This window comes from Allostigmatella hybrida (assembly GCF_020103775.1).
Lineage (GTDB): Bacteria > Myxococcota > Myxococcia > Myxococcales > Myxococcaceae > Hyalangium > Hyalangium aurantiaca.
The window spans coordinates 311,371-331,317 of sequence record NZ_JAHXBH010000004.1 but is presented as its reverse complement, the minus strand read 5'-3'; the positions used below and the strand labels follow the sequence as shown (position 1 = coordinate 331,317).

At 73.4% G+C, this 19,947-nt stretch carries 12 protein-coding genes; 3 read left to right on the top strand and 9 right to left on the bottom strand.

Translation table 11 applies throughout. The features are described 5' to 3' along the window. The first annotated feature begins 13 nt into the window (after positions 1 to 13). Positions 14 to 700 (top strand): endonuclease III, encoded by a 687-nt coding sequence (gene nth, locus KY661_RS10305; RefSeq protein WP_225410036.1) that lies wholly within the window; start codon positions 14 to 16, stop codon positions 698 to 700. On the opposite strand, the gene def is transcribed toward nth, so the two are convergent. From def to KY661_RS10275, 6 genes are all read right to left on the bottom strand, one after another. Then, positions 666 to 1,187 carry a peptide deformylase gene (def, locus tag KY661_RS10300; RefSeq protein ID WP_075004573.1) on the bottom strand — a complete coding sequence of 174 codons (522 nt, stop codon included), beginning with the start codon at positions 1,185 to 1,187 and terminating at the stop codon, positions 666 to 668. The two genes, nth and def, sit on opposite strands and share 35 nt — an antisense overlap. 59 nt (positions 1,188 to 1,246) lie before the next feature. After that, a complete protein-coding gene (locus KY661_RS10295) occupies positions 1,247 to 1,699 on the bottom strand; it encodes an inorganic diphosphatase (protein WP_225410035.1) in 453 nt (150 codons plus the stop codon). A 5-nt stretch (positions 1,700 to 1,704) separates the two neighbouring features. Next, positions 1,705 to 6,456 carry a DUF4388 domain-containing protein gene (locus KY661_RS37230; protein ID WP_263436865.1) on the bottom strand — a complete coding sequence of 1,584 codons (4,752 nt, stop codon included), beginning with the start codon at positions 6,454 to 6,456 and terminating at the stop codon, positions 1,705 to 1,707. A 15-nt stretch (positions 6,457 to 6,471) separates the two neighbouring features. After that, the gene (priA, locus tag KY661_RS10285; RefSeq protein WP_225410034.1) at positions 6,472 to 8,718 is read right to left on the bottom strand and encodes a replication restart helicase PriA; all 2,247 of its coding nucleotides are present in this window, start codon (positions 8,716 to 8,718) and stop codon (positions 6,472 to 6,474) included. A 115-nt stretch (positions 8,719 to 8,833) separates the two neighbouring features. Then, positions 8,834 to 11,329 carry an HD domain-containing protein gene (locus tag KY661_RS10280; protein WP_225410033.1) on the bottom strand — a complete coding sequence of 832 codons (2,496 nt, stop codon included), beginning with the start codon at positions 11,327 to 11,329 and terminating at the stop codon, positions 8,834 to 8,836. Positions 11,330 to 11,411: 82 nt separating this feature from the next. Further along, a complete protein-coding gene (locus tag KY661_RS10275) occupies positions 11,412 to 12,164 on the bottom strand; it encodes a hypothetical protein (RefSeq protein WP_225410032.1) in 753 nt (250 codons plus the stop codon). Between the two features lie 112 nt (positions 12,165 to 12,276). On the opposite strand from KY661_RS10275, the gene KY661_RS10270 reads away from it, so the two are divergent. Then, the gene (locus tag KY661_RS10270; protein ID WP_225410031.1) at positions 12,277 to 13,140 is read left to right on the top strand and encodes a PorV/PorQ family protein; all 864 of its coding nucleotides are present in this window, start codon (positions 12,277 to 12,279) and stop codon (positions 13,138 to 13,140) included. A 6-nt stretch (positions 13,141 to 13,146) separates the two neighbouring features. Here KY661_RS10270 and KY661_RS10265 read toward each other — a convergent pair whose 3' ends face one another. Next, a complete protein-coding gene (locus KY661_RS10265) occupies positions 13,147 to 17,157 on the bottom strand; it encodes a hypothetical protein (protein ID WP_263436864.1) in 4,011 nt (1,336 codons plus the stop codon). Between the two features lie 21 nt (positions 17,158 to 17,178). Between KY661_RS10265 and KY661_RS10260 the strand changes: the two genes are divergently transcribed. After that, positions 17,179 to 18,192, top strand: a complete 1,014-nt coding sequence (locus KY661_RS10260; protein WP_225410126.1) for a glycosyltransferase — start codon at positions 17,179 to 17,181, stop codon at positions 18,190 to 18,192. Here the strand turns inward: KY661_RS10260 and KY661_RS10255 are convergent. Further along, positions 18,143 to 19,117 carry an RluA family pseudouridine synthase gene (locus KY661_RS10255; RefSeq protein ID WP_225410029.1) on the bottom strand — a complete coding sequence of 325 codons (975 nt, stop codon included), beginning with the start codon at positions 19,115 to 19,117 and terminating at the stop codon, positions 18,143 to 18,145. The genes KY661_RS10260 and KY661_RS10255 overlap by 50 nt on opposite strands. Positions 19,118 to 19,194: 77 nt before the next feature. Beyond that, a complete protein-coding gene (locus KY661_RS10250) occupies positions 19,195 to 19,932 on the bottom strand; it encodes an SDR family oxidoreductase (RefSeq protein WP_225410028.1) in 738 nt (245 codons plus the stop codon). Positions 19,933 to 19,947 lie beyond the last annotated feature (15 nt).

Sequence of the window (19,947 nt, the reverse complement as noted above, 5' to 3'; positions counted from 1 at the left end):
CATACAAGGCCGCGTGGGACGTGAATCGACAGAGGCGAGGCGGCAGCGCGCGGCGAAGGTGCTGGACCTGCTGGAACACGAGATGCCCGAGGCGCGCATCGAGTTGGACTACCGCACCCCGTTGGAGTTGCTGGTGGCCGTCATCCTGTCCGCCCAGTGTACGGACAAGCGGGTGAACCTCGTCACCCCTGCCCTCTTCCAGCGCTTCCCCGACGCGCGGGCCTATGCCGGGGCGCAGCCCCAGGACGTCGAGCCCTACATCCAGACGTGTGGCCTGTACCGTGCCAAGGCGAAGAACATCGTCCTGGCGGCCCAGGCGCTGGTGCGCGAGCACGGCGCGGAGGTGCCGCACTCCCGGCAGGCGCTGGAGCAGCTGCCCGGCGTGGGCCGGAAGACGGCGGGGGTGGTGTGCATCCACCTGGGCGGGGACACGGCCTTTCCGGTGGACACCCACGTGAAGCGGCTGGCGAACCGGCTGGGCTTCACCCAGCACGCGCACCCGGACAAGGTGGAGCTGGACCTGCAAGCCCTGCTCCCCTCCGAGCGGTGGATGATGGGCCATCAGCTCCTCGTCTGGCACGGCCGGCGCACGTGCTTCGCGCGCGCTCCAGCGTGCGAGCGCTGCACCGTGGCCGGGCTGTGCCCGAAGCGGGGGGTGGCGAAGGCTAAGCCTGCGGGCGCGTCTCGCGCTCGGACTTGAGGCGCTTCATCCGCTTGCGGATGATCTCCCGCTTGAGCGAGGAGACGTGGTCCACGAAGACGGTGCCATCCAGGTGGTCCGTCTCGTGCTGCACCGCGATGGCCAGCAGATCATCGCAGGTGAGCGTCCGCTCCTGGCCTTCCACGTCCAGGAACTTCACGGTGACGGTGGCGGCGCGGTCCACGTCCTCGGCCTCGCCGGGGATGGACAGGCAGCCCTCCGTGTACGTGGTGGAGCCCTCCATGCCGATGATCTCCGGGTTGATCATCGCCAGCGGCTTGGAGTCCGGCTGCCGGGGCGTGGTGTCCAGGACGATGATGCGCTGGAGGATACCCACCTGCGGCGCCGCGAGGCCCACACCGTCGGCGGCGTACATCGTCTCGAACATGTCCTTCACCAGGGCCCGGACGGCGTCGTCCACCTTGGCGACCGGCTGGGCCTTCTGCTTCAGAACGGGATGCGGCCAGATCAGAATCTCGCGAACCATGGATTTTTCTTAACCCTCCTGAAGGGAGCGGGCAACCCGGGGCCGCATCCTCCCCCGCTCTACGCCTCCCTGGCCGGTTCCAGGAGCCACCCCCGGAAGCGAGTATCCGGTAGCTGACCCCGCGCCCGGTAGAGGGCCCGCTTGAAGCGGGCATAGGTGTGGAAGAACAGCTCCACCCCCGCCCGGTCCCTCGGCCTGAAGGGGCCCGAGGAGCAGATGACCTTGGGGTCCCCCCGGCCCGCGTCGAGGAAGTCCACCACCCCCACCCGGCGGACCACCAGCCGCTGGCCCCGCGCCAGGCGTGGCCCCAGGACGACGGCATCCAGCGGGTCGCCATCGTCCGAGAGCAGGCTGGGGATGCAGCCGTAGTTGTAGGGGCACGGCAAGGGCGAGATGAAGTCGACGCTCCCGTCCACCCGCCGCTTCACGACCGACCAGCGCGGCGACTCGATGAGGACCTCGGGCTCATTCGGCAGATTCCGCAGCGAGAACGGCTCGGGCGCGAAGGGCATGGGCCTCAGTCCATCAGGTGGCGGGCATAGTCCGCCCGGAGCTTGTCATCGGCGAGCGCGCGCACCGCCTCGGCCAGCACATCGCGGATCTGCTTGGCCCGGAACTGGAGCGAGACATCCGGGTGCCCGGCGAACCGCAGCGGGTGAAACTCCGTGGACAGCCGGTCATAGGCGCGCTTCACGTCCTCGCCGCCCGCAGTGCGGGACAGGCCCAGCACCGTGAAGTAGTCCGCGTCTTGAATCTCCTCGAACTTGGCCTCCAGCCGGCGGATGTCCAGCTCCGGGGCGGCGGGCACCGCCGAGGACGGGCTCGAGGGCCGCAGCGCCACGAGCCCCAACATCCGCGCCATGGCGAAGGTCTTCAGGGCCGCCTCCTGCGACATCCCCCCGCCCAGGAGCAGTTCCTCCAGGGTCTGCTCGCCATTCACCTCCGAGAGCAGCCGCAGCTCCCGGGCGGAGAGCCCGAAAAACTCGGGCTCCTGGCGCGCGTCGCCCCGGGTGACGAGGGCCCGCAGCCCTCCGGCCTCCTCCACCAGGGACTCCGAGGAGAGGGAGTTGCGCAGGGCCTCCGCCAGCAGGTGAGCCGGGGGCCGCGTGGCGGCGGCGAGTGCCACCTCGGGCGGCGGCGGCTCATCGGCGAGCCGGTAGCTCGACGCGGGCTCGGCGAAGGCCTCCAGGAAGATCTGCTCCGTGTAGCGCTGCACCAGCGGCACGGCCTCGGACTCCCGGAGGTAACCCCGGCCACGCAGGCTGTCGAGCAGCGCCCCCGTGGAGGCGCCCCGCACCAGCCGCAGCTCGTTCTCCTGGCGCGCGTCGATGAGCCCGTCCCGGCGGGCCCGGTCGATGAGCGATTCTCCCGCCCCGGAGGAGACCGCGCCCACGAGGCTCCCCTCGCGCAGCCAGAGCACGCGCAGCGCGTCCTGGACCTTGAGCTCCAGGCGCACCGTGGATCCCGCCTCGCAGAGCCACAGGAGCAGGTGGACGAGGCCCTCCTGCGTCACGCTGCCGCTGCGGGGAATGGCCCGCTCGGGCTGTCCGGGCGCTTCGAGCCGGAGCGCCGTGGATTGCATCCGGCTCGCCAGCGCCTCGGTCTCGGCCCGGGCCTTCGCGACGGACTCCACCTCCCGGCGCACGGCGTCCTCCGTCTCCTGGCGGGTCCGCTCGGCGGCGGCCAGACGCTCGGCGGTCTCCGCCTCCAGCCGCGCCCTGTCCTCGCGGAGCTGCTCCAACTGCTGGGCCAGCCGCCCGGCCTCCGCCCGCGCCCGCGCGGCTTCCTCCTGGAGCTGGGTGAGGGTCTCTTGCAGCTGCCGCTCCCGCCCGGCCGCTGCTTGCAGCTCGCGCTGCGCCGCCGCCTCCGCCGCGTGGGCCTGTTCCTTCCAGCGCCGCAGCTCCTCGGTCAGCTGGGCCATTTCGCCGGAGAGGCGGGAGGACTCGGTTCCCGACTCCGCGCGCAGGCGCTCCACGGCGTCCCGGGCCTGGGCTTCCACCTCGGCGCGAATCTGAAGCTCCGCCTGGAGCTGGGCCTCGCGGGCGATGCGCTCTTCCCGCTCCTGCCGGGCCTGCGCCTCCGCATCGCCGCGCAGTTGCTCCTCGGCCTCCAGGCGGGTGCGGAGCGTTCCCAGCTCCTGGACCGCGGCCCGCAGCTTGGCTTCCGCCTGGCTGAAGGCGCGCGCTGCCTGCTGGAGCTTCTTCTCCGTCTCGGCGTGGCCTTGCGCCTGTGCCTCCAGGCGGGCTTCCGCCTCCTGCCGGGCGCGGGCCTCCTGCTCCGCACGCGCTTCGGCCTCCGCACGCGCTTGCGCCTCGGCCTGCTGCCGGGCCTGCGCCTCGGCTTCCGCGCGCGCTTCCGCCTCTCGCCGGGCCTGCGCCTCGGCCTCGGCCCGCGCCTCGGCCTCCTTCCGGGCCTGCGCTTCGGCTTCCGCGCGCGTCTCCACCTCTTTCCGGGTCAGCGCCTCGGCCTTCTCCTGAGCCTGGGCTTCGACCCGGGCCTGTCCTTCCGCTTCCGCAAGCGCCTCGACCTCTGCTCGCGTCCGGGCTTCCGCCTCCGCCCGCGCTTCCGCCTCGGCCCGCGCCCGCGCTTCGGTCTCCGCCCGATCTTCCGCCTCGAGGCGGGCGTGCGCCTCCGCCTCCGCCCGCGCCTCGGCCTCGGCCCGCGCCCGCGCTTCCGCCTCGACGCGGGCCTCCAGCTCCATTCGGGCCTGGGCTTCCGCCTCCGCCCGCGTCTCCGCGTCGAGCCGGGCCCGGGCTTCCGCCTCCGCCCGGGCTTCCGCCCTGCTCCGTCCCAGCGCTTCCGCTTCGGCCCGTTCCTCCGCCTCCGTGCGGGCCTGAACCGCCGCGGTCACCCGTGCCTCAGTCGTTGCCCGGGCCTTCGCCTCCTTCTGAAGCCGGGACTCCAGCTCGGCCCGCTTCTGGAGCTCGTCGGCCGCCCGGGCTTCCGCCTGGGTCCGCGCCAGGGCCTCGGAATCCGCCCGGACCTGGGCATCGAACCGGGCCAGTTCCTCCTTGCCCACCCGCGCCTCGAGTTCGGTCCGGGCCGCGGCGGCACGCGACTCCGCTTCCGTCTGGGCCTGGGCCGCCTCGCTCGCCCGCGCTTCGGCCTCGGCCCGCCGGTGCGCCTCCGCCTCCGCCCGCCCCTCCGCGTCCACGCGCGAGTGCGAGGAAATCTCCGCCTGCGCCTCCGCCTCCCGGCGCTTGCGCCCCTCGTCCTGGAAACGCTCCTCGGACTGCGTCAGCCGGAGGTTCAGCTCCGCCGTCTCCCGCTGCAGCGCCGCGGTCTGTTCGCGCAGCCGCGACAGCTCCGCCTCCTGCTCCTGGAAGCGGGTTTCCTTGGCCCGCGCCGCTTCGGCCTCGGCCTCCATCGCCCGGCGGCGCTTCTCCTCCTCGGCGCGCACCTTCGCGTTCGCGGCCTCGCGGCCCCGGAACTCCATCACCCAGCGCTCGGCCTCGATGCGCAGTTGGTGCTCGTGGTCACGCTCGCGGCTCAGCGAGGCAATCTTCGCCTTCAGGTCCCGCGACTCCAGCTCCTGCGAGAGCCGCTGCTCCTCCTCCTTCGCTTGCGCCGCCTCGAGCTCCTTGCGCAGCACCTCGGCGCGCAGCCGCTCTTCGCCCGCCTCCTGCTCGGCCTTCTGGCGCCGCGCGGCCTCCTGCTCCAGCTCGGCCCGGGAGGCCTGGATCTGCTCGCGCGACTGATCCGCCTCGCGCAGCGCGACCTCCAGTTCCTGCAGGAGCCCCTCGGTCTCCTGGCCCGAGGCCACCGGCAGATCATCGGCGACCGGGGGCGGCAGCGCATCCTCGGGCAGCTCCTCCAGTTGCTGGGTGGAAAGCTCTTCCGACACCGAGGGCTCCGCCGGAGACGTGCCCGGCGCCACCCACTCCAGCGGCCCCGACGGAGCCTCGGAGGCCTCGTCCTCGGAGGAGAACCGCGCCCACTGCGCCGTCTGCTCCATCCGCTCCCGCAGCGAAGACCCGGGCTTGGAAGCGAACCGCGCCCATTGCGCCGTCTGCGCCATCCCGTCCTCCTCAGAGGACTCCTCCGGCGGGGGGGCGAATTGCGCCCACTGCGCCGTCCGCTCCGTCTGCGGACGGCCCGGGGTGGCAGGCGCCATGCCTCCGGCCTTCAAGGCCTCTTCCAGGTCGGTGTCTTCGCTGGGAGGGGCCTGAGGTTCGGGTTCGAGCGAGAGCGGCCCGGCGGGCGGCGCGGCGTCCTCGTCCACGGGGGCGGCGACATCGAAAAAGTCCGCTTCCCAGAGCCGCGAGGCCGTGCCCACGGACTCCGCGGAAGGAGGGGCCCCGGCGGGCGCACCTCCTTGCTTGCGCGCGAGCGCCGCATCCGCTTCGGCCTGCCCCAGGTGATTCACCTCCGCCCGCAGGGCCTCCACGGAAGCAGGGGGGGCCGCCGGAGCCTTCTCCCGCTTCCGGCGCCTCCGCGCAGCGGCCTCGCGGTGGACCTCCTCCTCCATGAGCCGCAGCTCTTCCTCTTCCAGAAGGCCCCCCGCGCCCACGCCCTCCACCAGCACGGGAGAGGGCTCCGCCGGGACGGGGGCCGCCGAAGCCACCGGATCCTGAACGAGGATCTCCTCCGCCCCGGAGAACAGGGAGTCCAACCCGCCCGGAGGCGCCTCGAGCGTGGCGGGAGCCGACTCCAGCCCCAGCGCCATCGGGTCCATCGCGAAGGCATCCGCCGGGGTGGCGAGCACGGGGGGCTCCGCCGCCAGCTCCAGGCTCACGCCCGAGAAGTCCTCCTCCGGCAAGGCGCCCCCCGGGGAGCCCTCGAAGGACGGCTGGGCCCCGGCCGGAGGGCCCGACGCCCACGCCGCGGGGGCCGAGGCCTGCCAGGGCTCGGGCTCCTCGGACACCTCCGCGCGGTAGGCCTCCTCGAAGGCCCGCGGCTCCTGGAGGTGCCAGGCATCCGCCTCCACCGGCGGGCTCACCAGCTCCCCGATGAGCTGCAGGAAGCCCTGCGCATCCAGCGGCAGGGGCGTCACCGGGGTGTTGTGGCCCGGGATGGGCTCGCCGAGCACCAGCACCCGGGCCCGGTGCCCCTCGGGGTGCTGGGACAGCTCCTCCAACACCAGGTGCCCCCGGCCGCTCTCCACCCCGGGCGCCAGAATCAACAGGGCCGGCAGATGGTGGCCGTACGCGATGAGCGCATCCGCCACGGAGGTGGCGAGGATGACCTCATGCCCCTCTCGCGAGAGCAACCGGCGGACGGTGGCGATGGTGGAGATGTCGTCGTGGACGAGGAGGACCGGGGCGGCCATGGAAGCCGCGCGAGTCTACAGCATGGCTCCCGGGTCCACGTCGATTGTCACCTTCACCCCTGCGGGAACTTCTTCCAGCTTCACCTCCAGCCGGGTAAGCAGTGGGGCGAGCGCCGCATGTGTCGGCGCCTTGAGGAGCATCTGCCACCGCGTGCGACCCCGGACCCGGGCAATGGGGGCCAGGGCCGGCCCCAGCATGCGCACCCCCGCGGAGGCCGGAGGCATGCGCCGCGAGAGGAAGTCCCCCAGCATCCGCGCCACGCGGGCGGTCTGCTCGGGGTGCTCCCCTTCCAGCCGGATGGCCACCAGCCGGGTGTAGGGGGGATAGGCCAGGGCCCGGCGCCACTCCAGCTCCTGCTGCGCGAAGCCCTCGAAGTCATGGGCGAGCACGCGCTTCACGGGCTCGGAGTCCGGATTGTACGTCTGCACCAGCACGCGGCCCGGGTCCTTGCCACGCCCGGCCCGGCCGGCCACCTGGGTGAGCAGGTGGAAGGTGCGCTCGGCGGCCCGGAAATCCGGGATGGCCAGGGAGGTGTCCGCCATCACCACGCAGACCAGCGTCACCCCCGGAAAGTCGTGCCCCTTGGCCACCATCTGCGTGCCCACCAGCACGTCGATTTCACGCCGGGCGAACGCGGCCAGCAGCTCGGTGACACGCTCGGCGCTGGTGGCCGAGTCCCGGTCCAGCCGCGCCACGCGGGCGTGGGGCAGGCGCTCGGCTACCTCCGCCTCCACGCGCTCGGTGCCAACGCCAAGCCTCAGCAACGGGCCCGTGCACTCGCGGCACTGCTCCGGCACGGGGCCGCTCAGGCCGCAGTAGTGGCACACCACCCGCGACGAGGAGCGGTGCAGCGTGAGGCACACGTCGCAGTCCGAGCACTTGAGCGTGAGCCCACACACCTCACACAGCAGGAAGGTGCTGTGCCCCCGGCGGTTGAGGAAGAGGATGGTCTGCTGCCCGCGCTCGAGCGTCTGCTGCATCGCATCCAGGAGCGGCGGGGAGAGGATGGGGGCCTCTTCCTGGACGGGGCCGCCGTCGCGGGGCCGCTCGATGCGCAGGTCCACCAGCTCGATGCCGGGCATGGGCCGGTCATCCACCCGGCTCTTCATCTCCAGCAGGCCGTACCGGCCGCGGCGCACGTTCTCCAGGGACTCCAGCGAGGGCGTGGCCGAGCCGAGCACCACCAGCGCGCCGGCCTGCTTGCCCCGCACCACCGCCATGTCGCGGGCGTTGTAGCGGAGCTTGTCCTCCTGCTTGAAGGACGGGTCGTGCTCCTCGTCCACCACCACCAGGCCCAGGTTCTCCACCGGGGCCCAGATGGCCGAGCGCACCCCCACCGCGATGCGCACGGTGCCCTTGCGCAGCGCCTGCCAGTGGAAGAGCCGCTCCCGGTCCTTCAGCCCCGAGTGCAGCACCGCCACCTCCGCGCCGAAGCGGCTGCGGAAGCGCCCCACGAGCTGCGGCGTGAGGGCGATCTCCGGCACCAGCACGAGGCTGCCCTTGCCCTGCGCGAGCGCGTGCTCCACCGCGCGCAGGTACACCTCCGTCTTCCCGCTGCCCGTCACCCCGTGCAGGAGCACCGTCTGGAAGCCGCCCGCCTCCAGCGAGCCCTGGAGCGACTTCACCGCCACCGACTGCTCGGGGGTGAGCAGCGTGGGGCGGCCCTGCTCCAGCCCCTCGCGCACGCCCGGCTGGAGCACCTGCTCCTCGATGCGGACCATGCCGCGCGAGGCCAGCTTCTTCAGCATCTCCCGGGCGCCGGGAATCGCGTGGGACACCTCTTCCAGGGGCGCCCGCCCGCCCACCGCCAGCAGGTAGGTCAGGGCCGCGGACTGGGCCGGAGCCCGGCGCAGCTCCGCCGGGGGCTCGGCCACCAGCGCCACCGCGAACTGCTGCACGTCCGGCCGGGCCTCCTTCCCGTCCTCGGCCTTGGTGAGCCCCGGGGGCAGCGCGCTGCGAATCACCTCCCCCAGCGGATAGCGGTAGTGCTCGGCCGCGAACCGCAAGAGGGCGATCAGGTCCGCCGGCAGGGACGGGGACTCTTCCAGCACGCGCTGGATGGGCTTGAGCTTGACCCCCTCCTCGGCGGGCGGAGCAGCAGGCCCCAGGAAGAAGCCCAGGGCGGTGCCCCGTCCAAACGGCACCAGCACCCGCTGTCCGGGCACCAACCGTCCCGAGAGGGTCTCCGGGACGACATAGGTGAACTCGCCCCGGACAGGGCGGCCGACGGCAACGGACGCTAGGGCGGCGGACGCGTTCACAAGGACCACTGTAGCGGCGTGCTCCGACACGACCACTTTCCCGGCGCAGGGAAAGGCCCCCTGCCGCCCCTCCAGCCGTCAGGGCGGCCCCCATGTCCCGGGGGAGCCGGGACGCTCAGTGGAACCGGGGCACCTCGGGCCGCTGGAACACCCACGTGCGGCGCTTGCGCCCATCGGTGGGGTTCCACTCCTTCTCGGAGATCTGCACGTTGTCGACCACTTCCTGGATGGACGCGCCCCAGGCCTTCGCCAGGTAGACGCCGATCAGCTCCGGCAGATGCGCCAGCAGGCGGCCCGCGGCGGCATGTCCCGCCTCGTGGCAAGGAATCACTACGAGCTCGGCGTGCTTGCGCACGGCCCGCTCCGCGCCGTCCACCAGCGTCACCTTGTCCCGCTCCGCCACGAACTCCTGGAGCGCGGCCAGGGTCAGCGACGTACCGGCCCGGTATCCGATGGGCAGCTCTCCGGGCTCGCCGCCGCAGGAGAGCACCGCCAGCCCGATGTCGAGCCGCTTGTGCAGCTCGTACCCCTCGAAGTTGAGCTGGTACTTCTCCCAAAGCCGCGCCTGCTCCGAGGCCCAGCGCGCCAGGTCCTCGCGCATCGCGAGCGGCTCCGCGTCGTCCCGCGTCACCACATCCGTGGTGGCCAGCAGCGCCCCGGTGAACTCCCGCGAGTACCGGGCCCGTATGCCCCCCGCGGTGAGCACCGACATGCCCGCCCACCGCTGCATGGAGCCGGAGGCGATGCAGATCCGCCCCACGCACTGCCCGTTCTCCGCCATCACCGGACGGACCATGGGGGCCAGAAACTCCATCAGCGCCGTGTTGACCCCGCGCGCGGTGTTGCCAATGCGGCGCAAGAGCCGCGTGCTCTCCAGCGTCAGCCAGTCGTTGGCCTTGAGCACCGTCACCGCCTGGCCCGGCCGCTCCTCCAGCTCCAGCGTCACATCCAGCGTGGGGCACACCCGCCCGAGCAGCTCGCCGAAGGTGATGCGCTCCTCGGACTCCGACCAGTGGTCCCACTGATCGCTCCGGTCCAGCAGCATCTGCTCCCAGTCCTGCTCGCGGGCCAGCCACACGCGGATGCACGTGCCCGCCTCGTCCAGCGGCTCCCCCCGCTGCGCGGGCCGCAGGATGGGGTGCGCGCCCAGGCCATTGTCGAACTCCAGCACCTGGGTGGCCTGCCCCTGCAAGGGCCGGGAGGCCACCCGCAGCCGGTCGCCCCACATGAACACCGAGAAGAAGCCCACCCCGAACCGTCCCGTGGGGTGGAAGCCACTGGAGGACAGGCCCGGGTGGTCCCGGCGCATCTCCTCGGACATCCAGTAGCTGCGGCCCACGTCGAGCAGGTGCCGCGTCAGCACGCGCTCGGTCATGCCCAGCCCCGTGTCGGCCACTTCGATCCACCGGCCGTGGGAGTCCCGGCCCACCCGGACGGTGATGGTGCCCCACTCCGCATCCCGGCCCTCCAGCACGCGCCGGGCCCGGATGGCATCCGCCGCGTTCTGGATGAGCTCGCGCAGCGGCACCGACGGGTCCTTGCGGTACAGCGCCGCGCCGCCGAGCTGCGCGAGCAGCCCTGGCACCTCCGAGAGGTGCACCCGCGCATCCACCGGTATCCAGTCCTGGGTCTTGAGGTGCGAGGCCAGCCGGGACGCATCGTCCACGTCCACCACGCCCTGCGCCATCAGGCGGGGCCGGCCACTGGCCCGGAGCAGCGCGTCCACGTCACGCAGCTCGCGGTCAATCACCCGGAGCGCGTCGAAGCAGGTCCAGAAGACCTCGGACTCGCCGCGCGAGAAGGGCTCGCCCGTGGTGTACAGGAGCCGGTCCTGCACCAGCGTGGGCCGGCTCAACCGGCGGCGCCGCTCCTCGACGAGCAGCGTCCGCGCGGCCCGGAGCACCGCGGCCACCTTCAGCCCATCCACCGTCCAGTCCGCCGGCAGCGAGGCCGGGGCCGCCAGCGTGCGCTGCGCGAGCACCCGGCCCACCTCGGACACGTCCCACTCCTGGCTGTAGGCCAGCTCGCCCACGAGCTCCCCGAAGTGCCGCCGCAGCCCCTCGTCCTCCAGCAGGTGCAGCGCCTCGCCCCGCGGCCCCTGCCAGGAGAACAGCGCCAGGCTCCGGGCGCGCTTGAGCGCCAGCACCCGCAGCGCATCCTCCATGGCGAGCAGGATGTACTCCTCCGCCGGGTTCTTCAGCTCCGCGGGCGAAGGCGCCCGGTCCGTCTCCTGGTGGATGCGCGCGGCCAGGGCATCCTTCCACTCCTGCGTGGCGCGCAGGCCGGCCTCGCCGCCGGGCATGCCCGCGAGCCCCACCCCCAGCTCCTGCACGAGCAGCGCGCTGCCCAGCACGAAGGCCTCGGCGGCCGTGAGCGGATAGCTGGGCCCCAGCAGCAGATCCACCCGCTCCCACAACACATCGAAGCGGTTGCCCCGGCGCACCCACCCGAAGCTCGGGTAGGCATTCCGGATCTGCTCGGCGGCCAGCCCCGCCCGCTCGCGCAGCCGGCGCAGGTGCTCCCTCAGGTATTCCCGCGCCGCCCGGTCTGGATCCGCCTCCCGCTCGCCCAGGGTCCTCGTCCAGAGCTGCGTCCGCTCACAGTCAAACATGCCCTCAACATAGGGGCGGGCAGCCTGCGGGAGCTACCTCGAAGCCATGGCCCCCCGGAAGCGGGCGGGCGGGAGCCGGTTTCTAAGGGGTGAAGAGTTTATCGGCCAGCACGGTGCGTGCGTCGGACCGGATGGAGGTGAAGCGCAGGGCCCGCTGGCCGCCGCGCCACACCTCGATGCTCCGGGGCAGCGTGCCCCCCGTCACCGCGGAGGCGTAGTCGATGAAGCGCACGTCCCACGCCGTGCCGGCCTTGTCCGTCCAGCGCACCCGGGCCGGGCGGAAGTTGTCCTTGTACACCCAGAACTGGGGCTTGCCCTCCCCGGTGTCCCCCAGCACGTACGCCACATCGCCCCCGAAGCGGGCCAGCGACGTGGTGCGCGTGGCGATGCCCAGCCCCTGCAGGTGCTGCTCCAGCTCCGCGCGCGCCTCCCCGTCGGAGCCGTTGCGCGCCGTGAGCAGCGGGCAGAGCTGGCCCATGGCGGCCGACAGCACGGCGAGCTCCGTGCCCTCCTGGCGCCGGCGGCCGCCTGCCTGCACCACGGCCAGGCGGTTGCCATCCTGCGCTCCCAGCTCGAAGCGGCAGCGCTCCGGGGGCTTCAGGAGCATGGCCCCATCGGCGGCCAGCTCGGGGCGATCCGAGGAGACGCCCAGCGCCGTGCCCGCCTCCTTCGCCGCGGGCCCGAAGAAGACGTAGGTGCCCTCCACGCGCAGGTTGGCGAACGCGGCATCCTCCCGCGCGCTCACCGTCCGGCGCATGATGGAGCCGCCCGGAAGCACATAGGCTCCGGCGGCAAACGCGACGAGCCCTCCCACCAGCGCGACCAGCCGCTTCATGACGTCTCCACGCCCTTCGAGGTAACCCACCGTGTCTCCTGCGTGACCATGGGGGGGGGAAGAATCTAGTGGTGGCCCCCCATGGCATCAAGGCGGTTAGGATGGATGCCTCATGTTGAGCCGCCTGACGCTGCTGTTTCTCCTGGGTCTCTCCGCCACCGTTCACGCCCAGGCTGAATTCGATGACTTGAGGGACCTCTCCTCCGCGCGCGGCTACGCCATGGGCGGAGCGACCCTGGCGCACGGGCTGGGCACCGAGTCCATCCTGGGCAACCCCGCCGCCATGGCCCTCTTCAAGATGTACCGGGTGGAGCTGCACGGGGCCTGGGACACCTCGGACAAGGACGCCTTCGCCGGGGTGTCCTTGATGGACGCCAAGACGAGCGCCCTGGCCGCCGGGCTCGACTACCACATCCTGTCGCTGCGCAGCGGCGCGGGCCGCTCCACCGCCCACTTCACCACCCTGGCGCTCGCCCTGCCCCTGAGCTCGGGGCTGATGATCGGCTCGTCCCTGCACTACCTGCGGCTCCGGGGGGGCATCGACCCCCTGCGCGTCAACGACACCTCGGTGGACGCGGGGCTGCTGGTGCGCCTGGGCAATGCGTACACGCTGGGCTTCTCCGCCCACAACCTCGTGGGCAGCGACCGGCCGGAGCTCAGCCGCTACTACTCGGCCCACCTGGGCATCTTCACCGGGCTGCTCACGCTGGGCGCGGACGTGCGCGCGGACTTCGACACCGCGGAGAAGAACATCTTCACTTACAGTGGGGGTGCGGAGTACCTGTTCGGCCAGGCGGTGCCGGTGCGCCTGGGCTACTCCTACGACACCTTCCGCCGCACCTCCCAGCTCGGCCTCGGGCTGGGCTTCATCACCCAGCAGGGCGGCGGCATCGACTTCGCCTACCGGCACGAGTTCGGGAAGGGCGAGGGACGGGGGCGGCTGTTCTCCCTGTCCGTCCGGATGCAGGTGGGCTGAGGCGCCCTACCGGGGGGTGCGCAGCTGGAAGTAGCGCTCCGAGGCGGCGAAGCGCACCAGCTCCACCACCTCGCGCTCCAGGGCCCGCTTCATCCGCAACGAGGCGAGGGCGGGCCCCACGCTCCCGCAGGCCACCAGCCCCGCCCGGTTGGCCGAGTCCCGCGCCGCATCCGCCAGGGCGGACACATCGAACTGCCGCGTGGCGGAGTCGAACAGCGCCGCGGCCCGGGACAGCTGGGAGGGCGTCAGGACTTCGCGCACCGCGCGGGCCTCGGGCCCGGTGGCCTTGCTGTCCTTCAGCACCGAGGACAGGTGGGCCAGGCCGCGCAGGACCTGGTCCTTCTTGAGGCTGCGCAGGGCGAGCAGCTCCGGCCCCAGGCACAGCAGCGCGCGCCCCGCGTAGAAGCGCAGCTCCGCGGCCGACAGCACCTGCCGCACCGCCTGCTTGCCGGTGAGCAGCCGTGGGGTGTTCGTATAGACGAGGGAGAACGGCGGCCCGTTGTCCTCCGAGAGCACCACCTCGGGCGCCTCGATGCCCAGCAGCCGCTCCGTGGCCGCGAGGGCCTCGATGGCCAGGGGCGCCCCCGGCCCGCGCTCCGGGCGCAACGGCTCCTGGGTGCCCGCGCCACGGCCGTACGCCGGAAAGAGCCGGCAGAGCGCCAGCCCCACGCACGCGAGCAGCTCTCCCGGGGGCGTGCGCAGCAAGGGGTGCCGCAAGCCCGAGCGCTCCTCCGGGGACAGGGGCCGGCGCAGCGCGCGGGGGGCGGGGCCTTCCCGGCCTTCGATGGCGTCGGCGATCTCGCGCATGAGCGCGGCGCGCTCCGCATCCCCGCGGGCCTCGAAGTACTCCGCGACCTCGGAATAGAGCTTCTCGTCCAGGGGGCGCTCCCGCACCTGCTGGAACACGGCGGGCTCGGCGCCCGCGGCGGGGGCCGGGGGCGGCTTCACCGGCGCGGGCCCTATGGACGTGCTCCCGCGGGCGCGGGCAATGCGCCGCACCGGGTCCATCTTTCCCGGAGGCGCCTCCCAGGAGAGGAACGCCGTGTTCTGCACGGGGGCGCTGGGCTCCACCGGCGCCGGCGCGCCCTCGGGCTCCCGGGGGGAGACCTTGGAGAAGGGCGAGTCGTCGCGCACCGGACGCCGGGTGCCGGAGGTCCCCTTGGCCACGGTGCCCGGGTGCGTCCCCGGCAGGTCCAGGGCGGGCCGCTTGGAGGTACCTCCCTTCGAGGGGATGGGGGCCAGCAGCGAGGCCCCGGCGGGTGCCACCTTCTCCTGCGGCGGTGCCGCGGCCGGCTTCGGGGCCACGGTCTGAACGGCCGGGGGCTCGGGAGAACGGGGCGCGGCGGCCTTCCGGGACGCAGGTGCCTGGGTGGCCGTGCTTTCCTCGGCCTCCGGGACGGAACGGGCCTTCCGGGACGCGGCGTCCTTCTGACCGGCGCTGGGGGCGGCGGGCGGCGGCGGCCGGGGCTTGCGCCAGGCCCAGGCGGTCAGGGACGTGCTGGTGTTGGGCGAGGACTCCCCGAGCGGCTCCTCGATCAGGCCCGTGTCCTCCAGCGGAGGGGCTTCCGCGGGCGCCACCGGGGCCGCGGGCTCCACCGAAGCCGCGGGCGCCTCGGGGGCCGCATCGCCGGGGGGAACGAACCCTTCGGGCGCCTCGGTGGCCGTCGGCTCCTCGTCGGAGAAGGGCATCCGCGCACCGGGAGGGAACACCGCCTCGAACTCCTGGGTCGGCGAGCTGGAGGTGTCCGGGGCAACCGGCGCGGGCGCCGGGCTCTCGGAGGACGGCAGGGGCAGCGCCTGACCGGAGGGCGTCAGCTCCACGGCGCCCGGCGGGGGAATGAGAATCACGGTGCGCGGGACGCTCAGCTCCCGCTCCCGGCGGATGCGGGCGCTCCGGGGGGCCTCGGGAACGAGGGGCGCATCGGGCTCCTCCCGGGAGCGCCGCAGGTTCTCCGCGCGCCGCGAGTACACCTCCGCGCGGGCCGGATCCTTGAGAACGTCCTGGCAGAACCGGGCCAGGCGGGCCCAGGTGTACTGGCGCTCCGCCTCATCCTCCATGGCGGTGGCGGCATGCTCCAGCGCCCAGGCCGCCTCGCCAATCTGGCCAAACGCGGTGAGCCGGTCCGCCAGCAGCAGCCAGGCCTCCTTGTGCCCGGGCTCGAAGCGCACGGCCTGCCGCAGCTCCGTGAGGGCCTCCTGCTCCTCCCCCGCCTTCTCCAGCACGGAGACGAGCTCCAGGCGGGCCAGGCGCGCCGCGGGCCCCCGGGGCTCCCGTGCCAGCTGCTCCCGCAGGAGCGAGCCCAACGAGCCCTTGTCCCCGAGCTGCCGGGCGAGGGCCGTGAGCCGCTCGCGCGCATGGGCGGTGCTGGGCTCCTCGGCCAGCACCTCCGACCAGGCCCACTGGGCCAGCCGCATGTCCCGGAGCGACTCCTCGGCCACGGTGGCCAGCACGTGCAGCGCCTCGAGCCGGTCGGGCGAGCGGCGGGGGGCGGCGGTGAGCGAGGCGCGCAGCCGGGCGGCCATGGAGGGCCGCTCCGCATCGGACACGCAGCGCACCAGGCCCGCGAGCACCAGCAGCAGTCCGGGCGTGAGCGCCTCCGCCGTCTCGAAGTCCGCCTTCGCCTTGAGCCAGTCTCCGGTCTCCAGCTCGCGCTCGGCACGGGTGAGGTAGGCGTCCGCCCGGGCCCTGGAGGAGCGCGCCCCCTGCACCGCCTCGTTGAGCGCGCGCTGCACCAGCGAGGGGTCTCCCCGCTTGGCCAGGAGCCGCACCTGCTCCTTCAGCGCGACGCGGTCGCCGGTCAGCGCGACAATCTCCTTGTACATGCGCGCGGCGCCCGCCGGATCCTCCAGCTCGTTCTCCATCACCTCCGCGAGCCGGGTGAGCGCCTCCGCGCGCACCGAGGGCTCCCTCGCCGCATCGGCCCGCGCCAGGTAGAACTGGGCCAGCTCGGGCCACGCCTGCCGGGCGATGAGCTGGGTCTCCTGCCGCTGCTGGGAGACGGGCTCCTCCCGGCGCTCCGCCGGAGGAGGCGCGGGCTCGGTGACCGCGGGCATCTCCAGCACCGTCGCGGCGGTGGAGGACACCGCGGCAGGCGCCGGAGGCGCGGCAGGCGCCTCGGCCTCCGGAGACGGCGGCGGGGGCGGAACCTCCGCGGCAGGGGCCTTCCCGGCCGGGGGCTCGGCCCGGGTGGGGATGAGCCGCAGCTCTTCGAGCACCCGCCGGACCTCGTCCCCCCGGTTCAGCCGGGAGCCCGCGGACAGACACACCGAGGAGGCGGCGGTGAGCACGGCCTCGGAGGCGCCGGCGGCATGCAGCACCCGGAGCCCATCCAGCCGCACCGACAGGGCCCCGCCCGCATCCTCCATCTGCTCCAGGTAGTTGGCGGCCTTCCCGTAGCTCTCCGCCGCCCGGGCCAGGCTGCGCAGCTGCTCGGCTTGCACGCGGGCCCGCCAGCGGGTGGCCCGGGCCGCCCGGTAGAACTCGCCCCGGACGAGCGCCTCCTGGGCCTCGCCCTCCAGCGAGGCCACGAGCGCCTCCCACCGGCCGGTGCGCTGCAAGAGCTCCTGGAGCACCCGCCGCGCGCGGTGGTCCTCGGGGAACGCGGCCAGCAGCGTCTCCAGCGCCTCGATGGCGCGGGGCACCTGCTCCACCCGCCGCAGCACGCGCGCGAGCTGGCGGCGCACGGCCCGGTGGACGGCGCCCTCCACCTTCTCGAGCGACGCGGTGAGCAGCGTGATGGCGGCGGCCTCGGTGCCCGCCTCCAGGGAGACGGTGACGAGCGCCGCGGCGAGCCGCGCCGTCATGGGCAGGATGCGGCTGGCGCGGACCAGCTCCCCGAAGGCCTTGGGGGCCTGGCGCTCGCGCAGCAGCCGCGCGGCCACCTGGAGGTGCTGTTCCACCTTGGCATGCACACCGCGGTCATCGCCTGCGGCCTGCGCGTCCACGGCGGGCGTCTCCTGTCGGGCACCGGAATCCCCAGGCCCCTCGACGCTCTTCCCGTTTCTCACGCCACCCATCACTGGGGCAGTCTACACGTGATGCCCGCCCCGGTCGTCACCGTCCTCCTTCCTGCCCGCAACGCCGAGACCACGGTGGCCCGAGCCGTGGAAAGCCTGCTGGAGGGAACCTTCCCGGATATTCGGGTGCTTGCCGTGGATGACGGCTCGACGGATGAGACGCAGCGGGTTCTCCAGCGCCTGGCGTCCCAGGACCACCGGGTGGAGCTGCTGGACGGCGGGGGCCGGGGGCTCGTGGCCGCGCTCCAGCTGGCGCTTGCTCACACGCACTCTCCCTACGTGGCCCGCATGGACGCCGATGACGAGGCGCTGCCGAGGCGCCTGGAGGCCAGCGTGGAGGCGCTGGAGGCCGACCCGCACCTCGCGGGCGTGGGCACGGGGGTGGAGCTGTTCCGCGACGACCAGCCTGTCAGCCCCTCACTCCAGTCCTATGCCGCCTGGCTCAACGGCCTCACCACCCCCGAGGCCCTCCACCGGGAGCGCTTCCTCGAGAGCCCCCTGTGCCACCCCTCCGTGTGCCTGAGACGGGACGCGCTCCTTGCCACCGGGGGCTGGGAAGACGGGGATTTTCCAGAGGATTACGCCCTGTGGCTCAAGCTGATCCACGCAGGGTATGGGCTGAAGAACCTGCCCGAGGTTCTGCTGCGCTGGCGTGACAGCGCCCAGCGGCTCACCCGGACGGACGCGCGCTATGCGAAGCGGCGTTTTCTGTGGCTCAAGGCCCACTACCTGGCCCGGGGCCCCCTCGCGGATGGGCGGCCGTGCTCCGTCTGGGGCGCGGGTCCCAGCGGGCTGACGCTCAGCCGGTTCCTCCTGCAGGAGGGCATCCGCATCGAGCGGTACATCGAGGTCCACCCCCGCAAGGTGGGCACCCGCATCAACAGCATCCCGGTGGTGTCCGGCGCGGAGCTGGGCCCTCCTGGCCGAGGGCTCCTGCTCGTCTGTGTCGGGGTGCGCTGGGCCCGCGAGGAGCTGCGCGCGGACCTCACCGCCCGGGGGTGGGTGGAGGGGACGGATTTCCTGTGCGCGGCGTGAGGGCGGGCACGGGCCCCTCGGGGGGCGCAACCTTCGCCGCCGTGAAGAAGGCCCGCAGGTCCCCGGGCAGCGGGGCTTCGAGCCGCAAGGGCTTTCCGGTGCGTGGGTGCGCCAGCTCCAGCCCCTGCGCATGCAGGAGGCAGCGGCTTGCGGGCAGCCCTCCGGCCTGGGCCGCGCCGCCATAGCGCGCATCGCCCAGAATCGGCATCCCCAGCGAGGTGAGGTGCGCCCGGAGCTGGTGCGTCCGGCCCGTCTGGGGCAGCAGCTCCACGAGACAGAAGTCCGCCCCGGCATACACGGTGCGGAACACGGTGACAGCCGGGACGCCGTTGGCCGTGCGGCTCGCGCGCCAGCGGCCCGGCCGCGACGGGTCCCGGGACAGCGGCAGGTCCACCGTGCCCGAGGGGGGCAGGCCCGGCCCGGTGGCCGCCACATAGCGCTTGCGCGCCCTCCCCTCCCGGAACTCCTCCGCCAGCGCCGTCGTGGCCTGGGGCGTCTTGCCGAAGAGGGTGACGCCCGAGGTCTCCCGGTCCAGCCGGTGGACCAGCCCCGCGGGGCGCCCCAGCCGCTCGCTCACGAGGTCCACCAGGCTTCCCCCGGTCCGCCCCTCGGTGGGCTGCGCGGTGATGCCCACGGGCTTGTCCACGGCGATCAGCTCCTTGTCCTCGAACAGGATGACCAGGGCCGGGGGCGGCGCCAGGGCCTCCAGGGGGCTGCGGCCCCCCTCCTCCAGGACCACCGCCACCACCTGGCCGGCCCGCAGCCGGGCCCCGGGCTCCCGGCAGCGGCGGCCCGCGAGGTACACCGCGCCCGCCTCCACCCACCCGAGCGCCTCCGCCGCGGGGACGCCGAGCTGGGCCGCCACGGCCTCCACCACGGGACGGCCCACCAGCGTGCCCTCGGCCTGGAACGTCCTGCGCTTCACGGGTGCTCCTCCCAGGGAAAAGACGCCTCTCCCTTCGCACGGGCAGGTGTATGCCCCCTGGGCCTTCCGCGCCAGCGTCAGTAGGACTGGGCCACTGGCCGGACGACCAGCTCGTTGACATCCACGTCCGCGGGCTGGCCAATGGCGAACGCGATGGCCCGGGCGATGGCCTCCGCGGGGATGAGCTCCTGGCGGTACTGCTCGATGGCCAGCCGCCGCAGCTCCGGGTCGGAGATGGTGTTGGGCAGCTCGGACTGGGTGGCCCCGGGCGCAACGAGCGTGACGCGGATGTCCCGGCCCACTTCCTGGCGCAGCCCCTCGGAGATCGCCCGGACCGCGAACTTCGTGCCCGAGTAGACCGCCGCGGTGGGCACCACCACGCGGTCCGCCACGGAGGTGACGTTGATGAAGTGGCCCGCCTTCTGGGCCTGGAACACGGGCAGCGCCGCGGCGATGCCGTAGAGCACGCCCTTGAGGTTGACGTCGACCATGCGGTCCCACTCGTCCACCTTGAGCTGATCCATCCGGGAGAGCGGCATCAGCCCCGCGTTGTTGATGAGCACGTCGAGACGGCCGAAGCGCCCGGTGGCGAACTCGACGAAGCCCCGGACGTCCTCCCGCTGCGTCACATCCAGCCGGCGCAGGGCCACCTCCTGGCCCTTCTGGCCCAGCTCCGCCGCCAGGGCCTCCAGGCGGTCCGTCCGCCGTGCGCCGATGACGACGCGCGCGCCCTGCCCGGCCAGCAGGCGGGCAGTAACCTCGCCGATTCCGCTCGATGCGCCTGTGATTGCAATGACCTTGCCTTGAATGTCCATGGCCTTCTCCTGGAG

Bases quoted from the DNA above. Each gene is read 5' to 3' on its own strand.
- def (WP_075004573.1), bottom strand. From the start codon at position 1,187: ATGGTTCGCGAGATTCTGATCTGGCCGCATCCCGTTCTGAAGCAGAAG.
- KY661_RS10295 (WP_225410035.1), bottom strand. From the start codon at position 1,699: ATGCCCTTCGCGCCCGAGCCGTTCTCGCTGCGGAATCTGCCGAATGAG.
- KY661_RS37230 (WP_263436865.1), bottom strand. From the start codon at position 6,456: ATGGCCGCCCCGGTCCTCCTCGTCCACGACGACATCTCCACCATCGCC.
- KY661_RS10280 (WP_225410033.1), bottom strand. From the start codon at position 11,329: ATGTTTGACTGTGAGCGGACGCAGCTCTGGACGAGGACCCTGGGCGAG.
- KY661_RS10275 (WP_225410032.1), bottom strand. From the start codon at position 12,164: ATGAAGCGGCTGGTCGCGCTGGTGGGAGGGCTCGTCGCGTTTGCCGCC.
- KY661_RS10270 (WP_225410031.1), top strand. From the start codon at position 12,277: ATGTTGAGCCGCCTGACGCTGCTGTTTCTCCTGGGTCTCTCCGCCACC.
- KY661_RS10265 (WP_263436864.1), bottom strand. From the start codon at position 17,157: ATGGGTGGCGTGAGAAACGGGAAGAGCGTCGAGGGGCCTGGGGATTCC.
- KY661_RS10260 (WP_225410126.1), top strand. From the start codon at position 17,179: ATGCCCGCCCCGGTCGTCACCGTCCTCCTTCCTGCCCGCAACGCCGAG.
- KY661_RS10250 (WP_225410028.1), bottom strand. From the start codon at position 19,932: ATGGACATTCAAGGCAAGGTCATTGCAATCACAGGCGCATCGAGCGGA.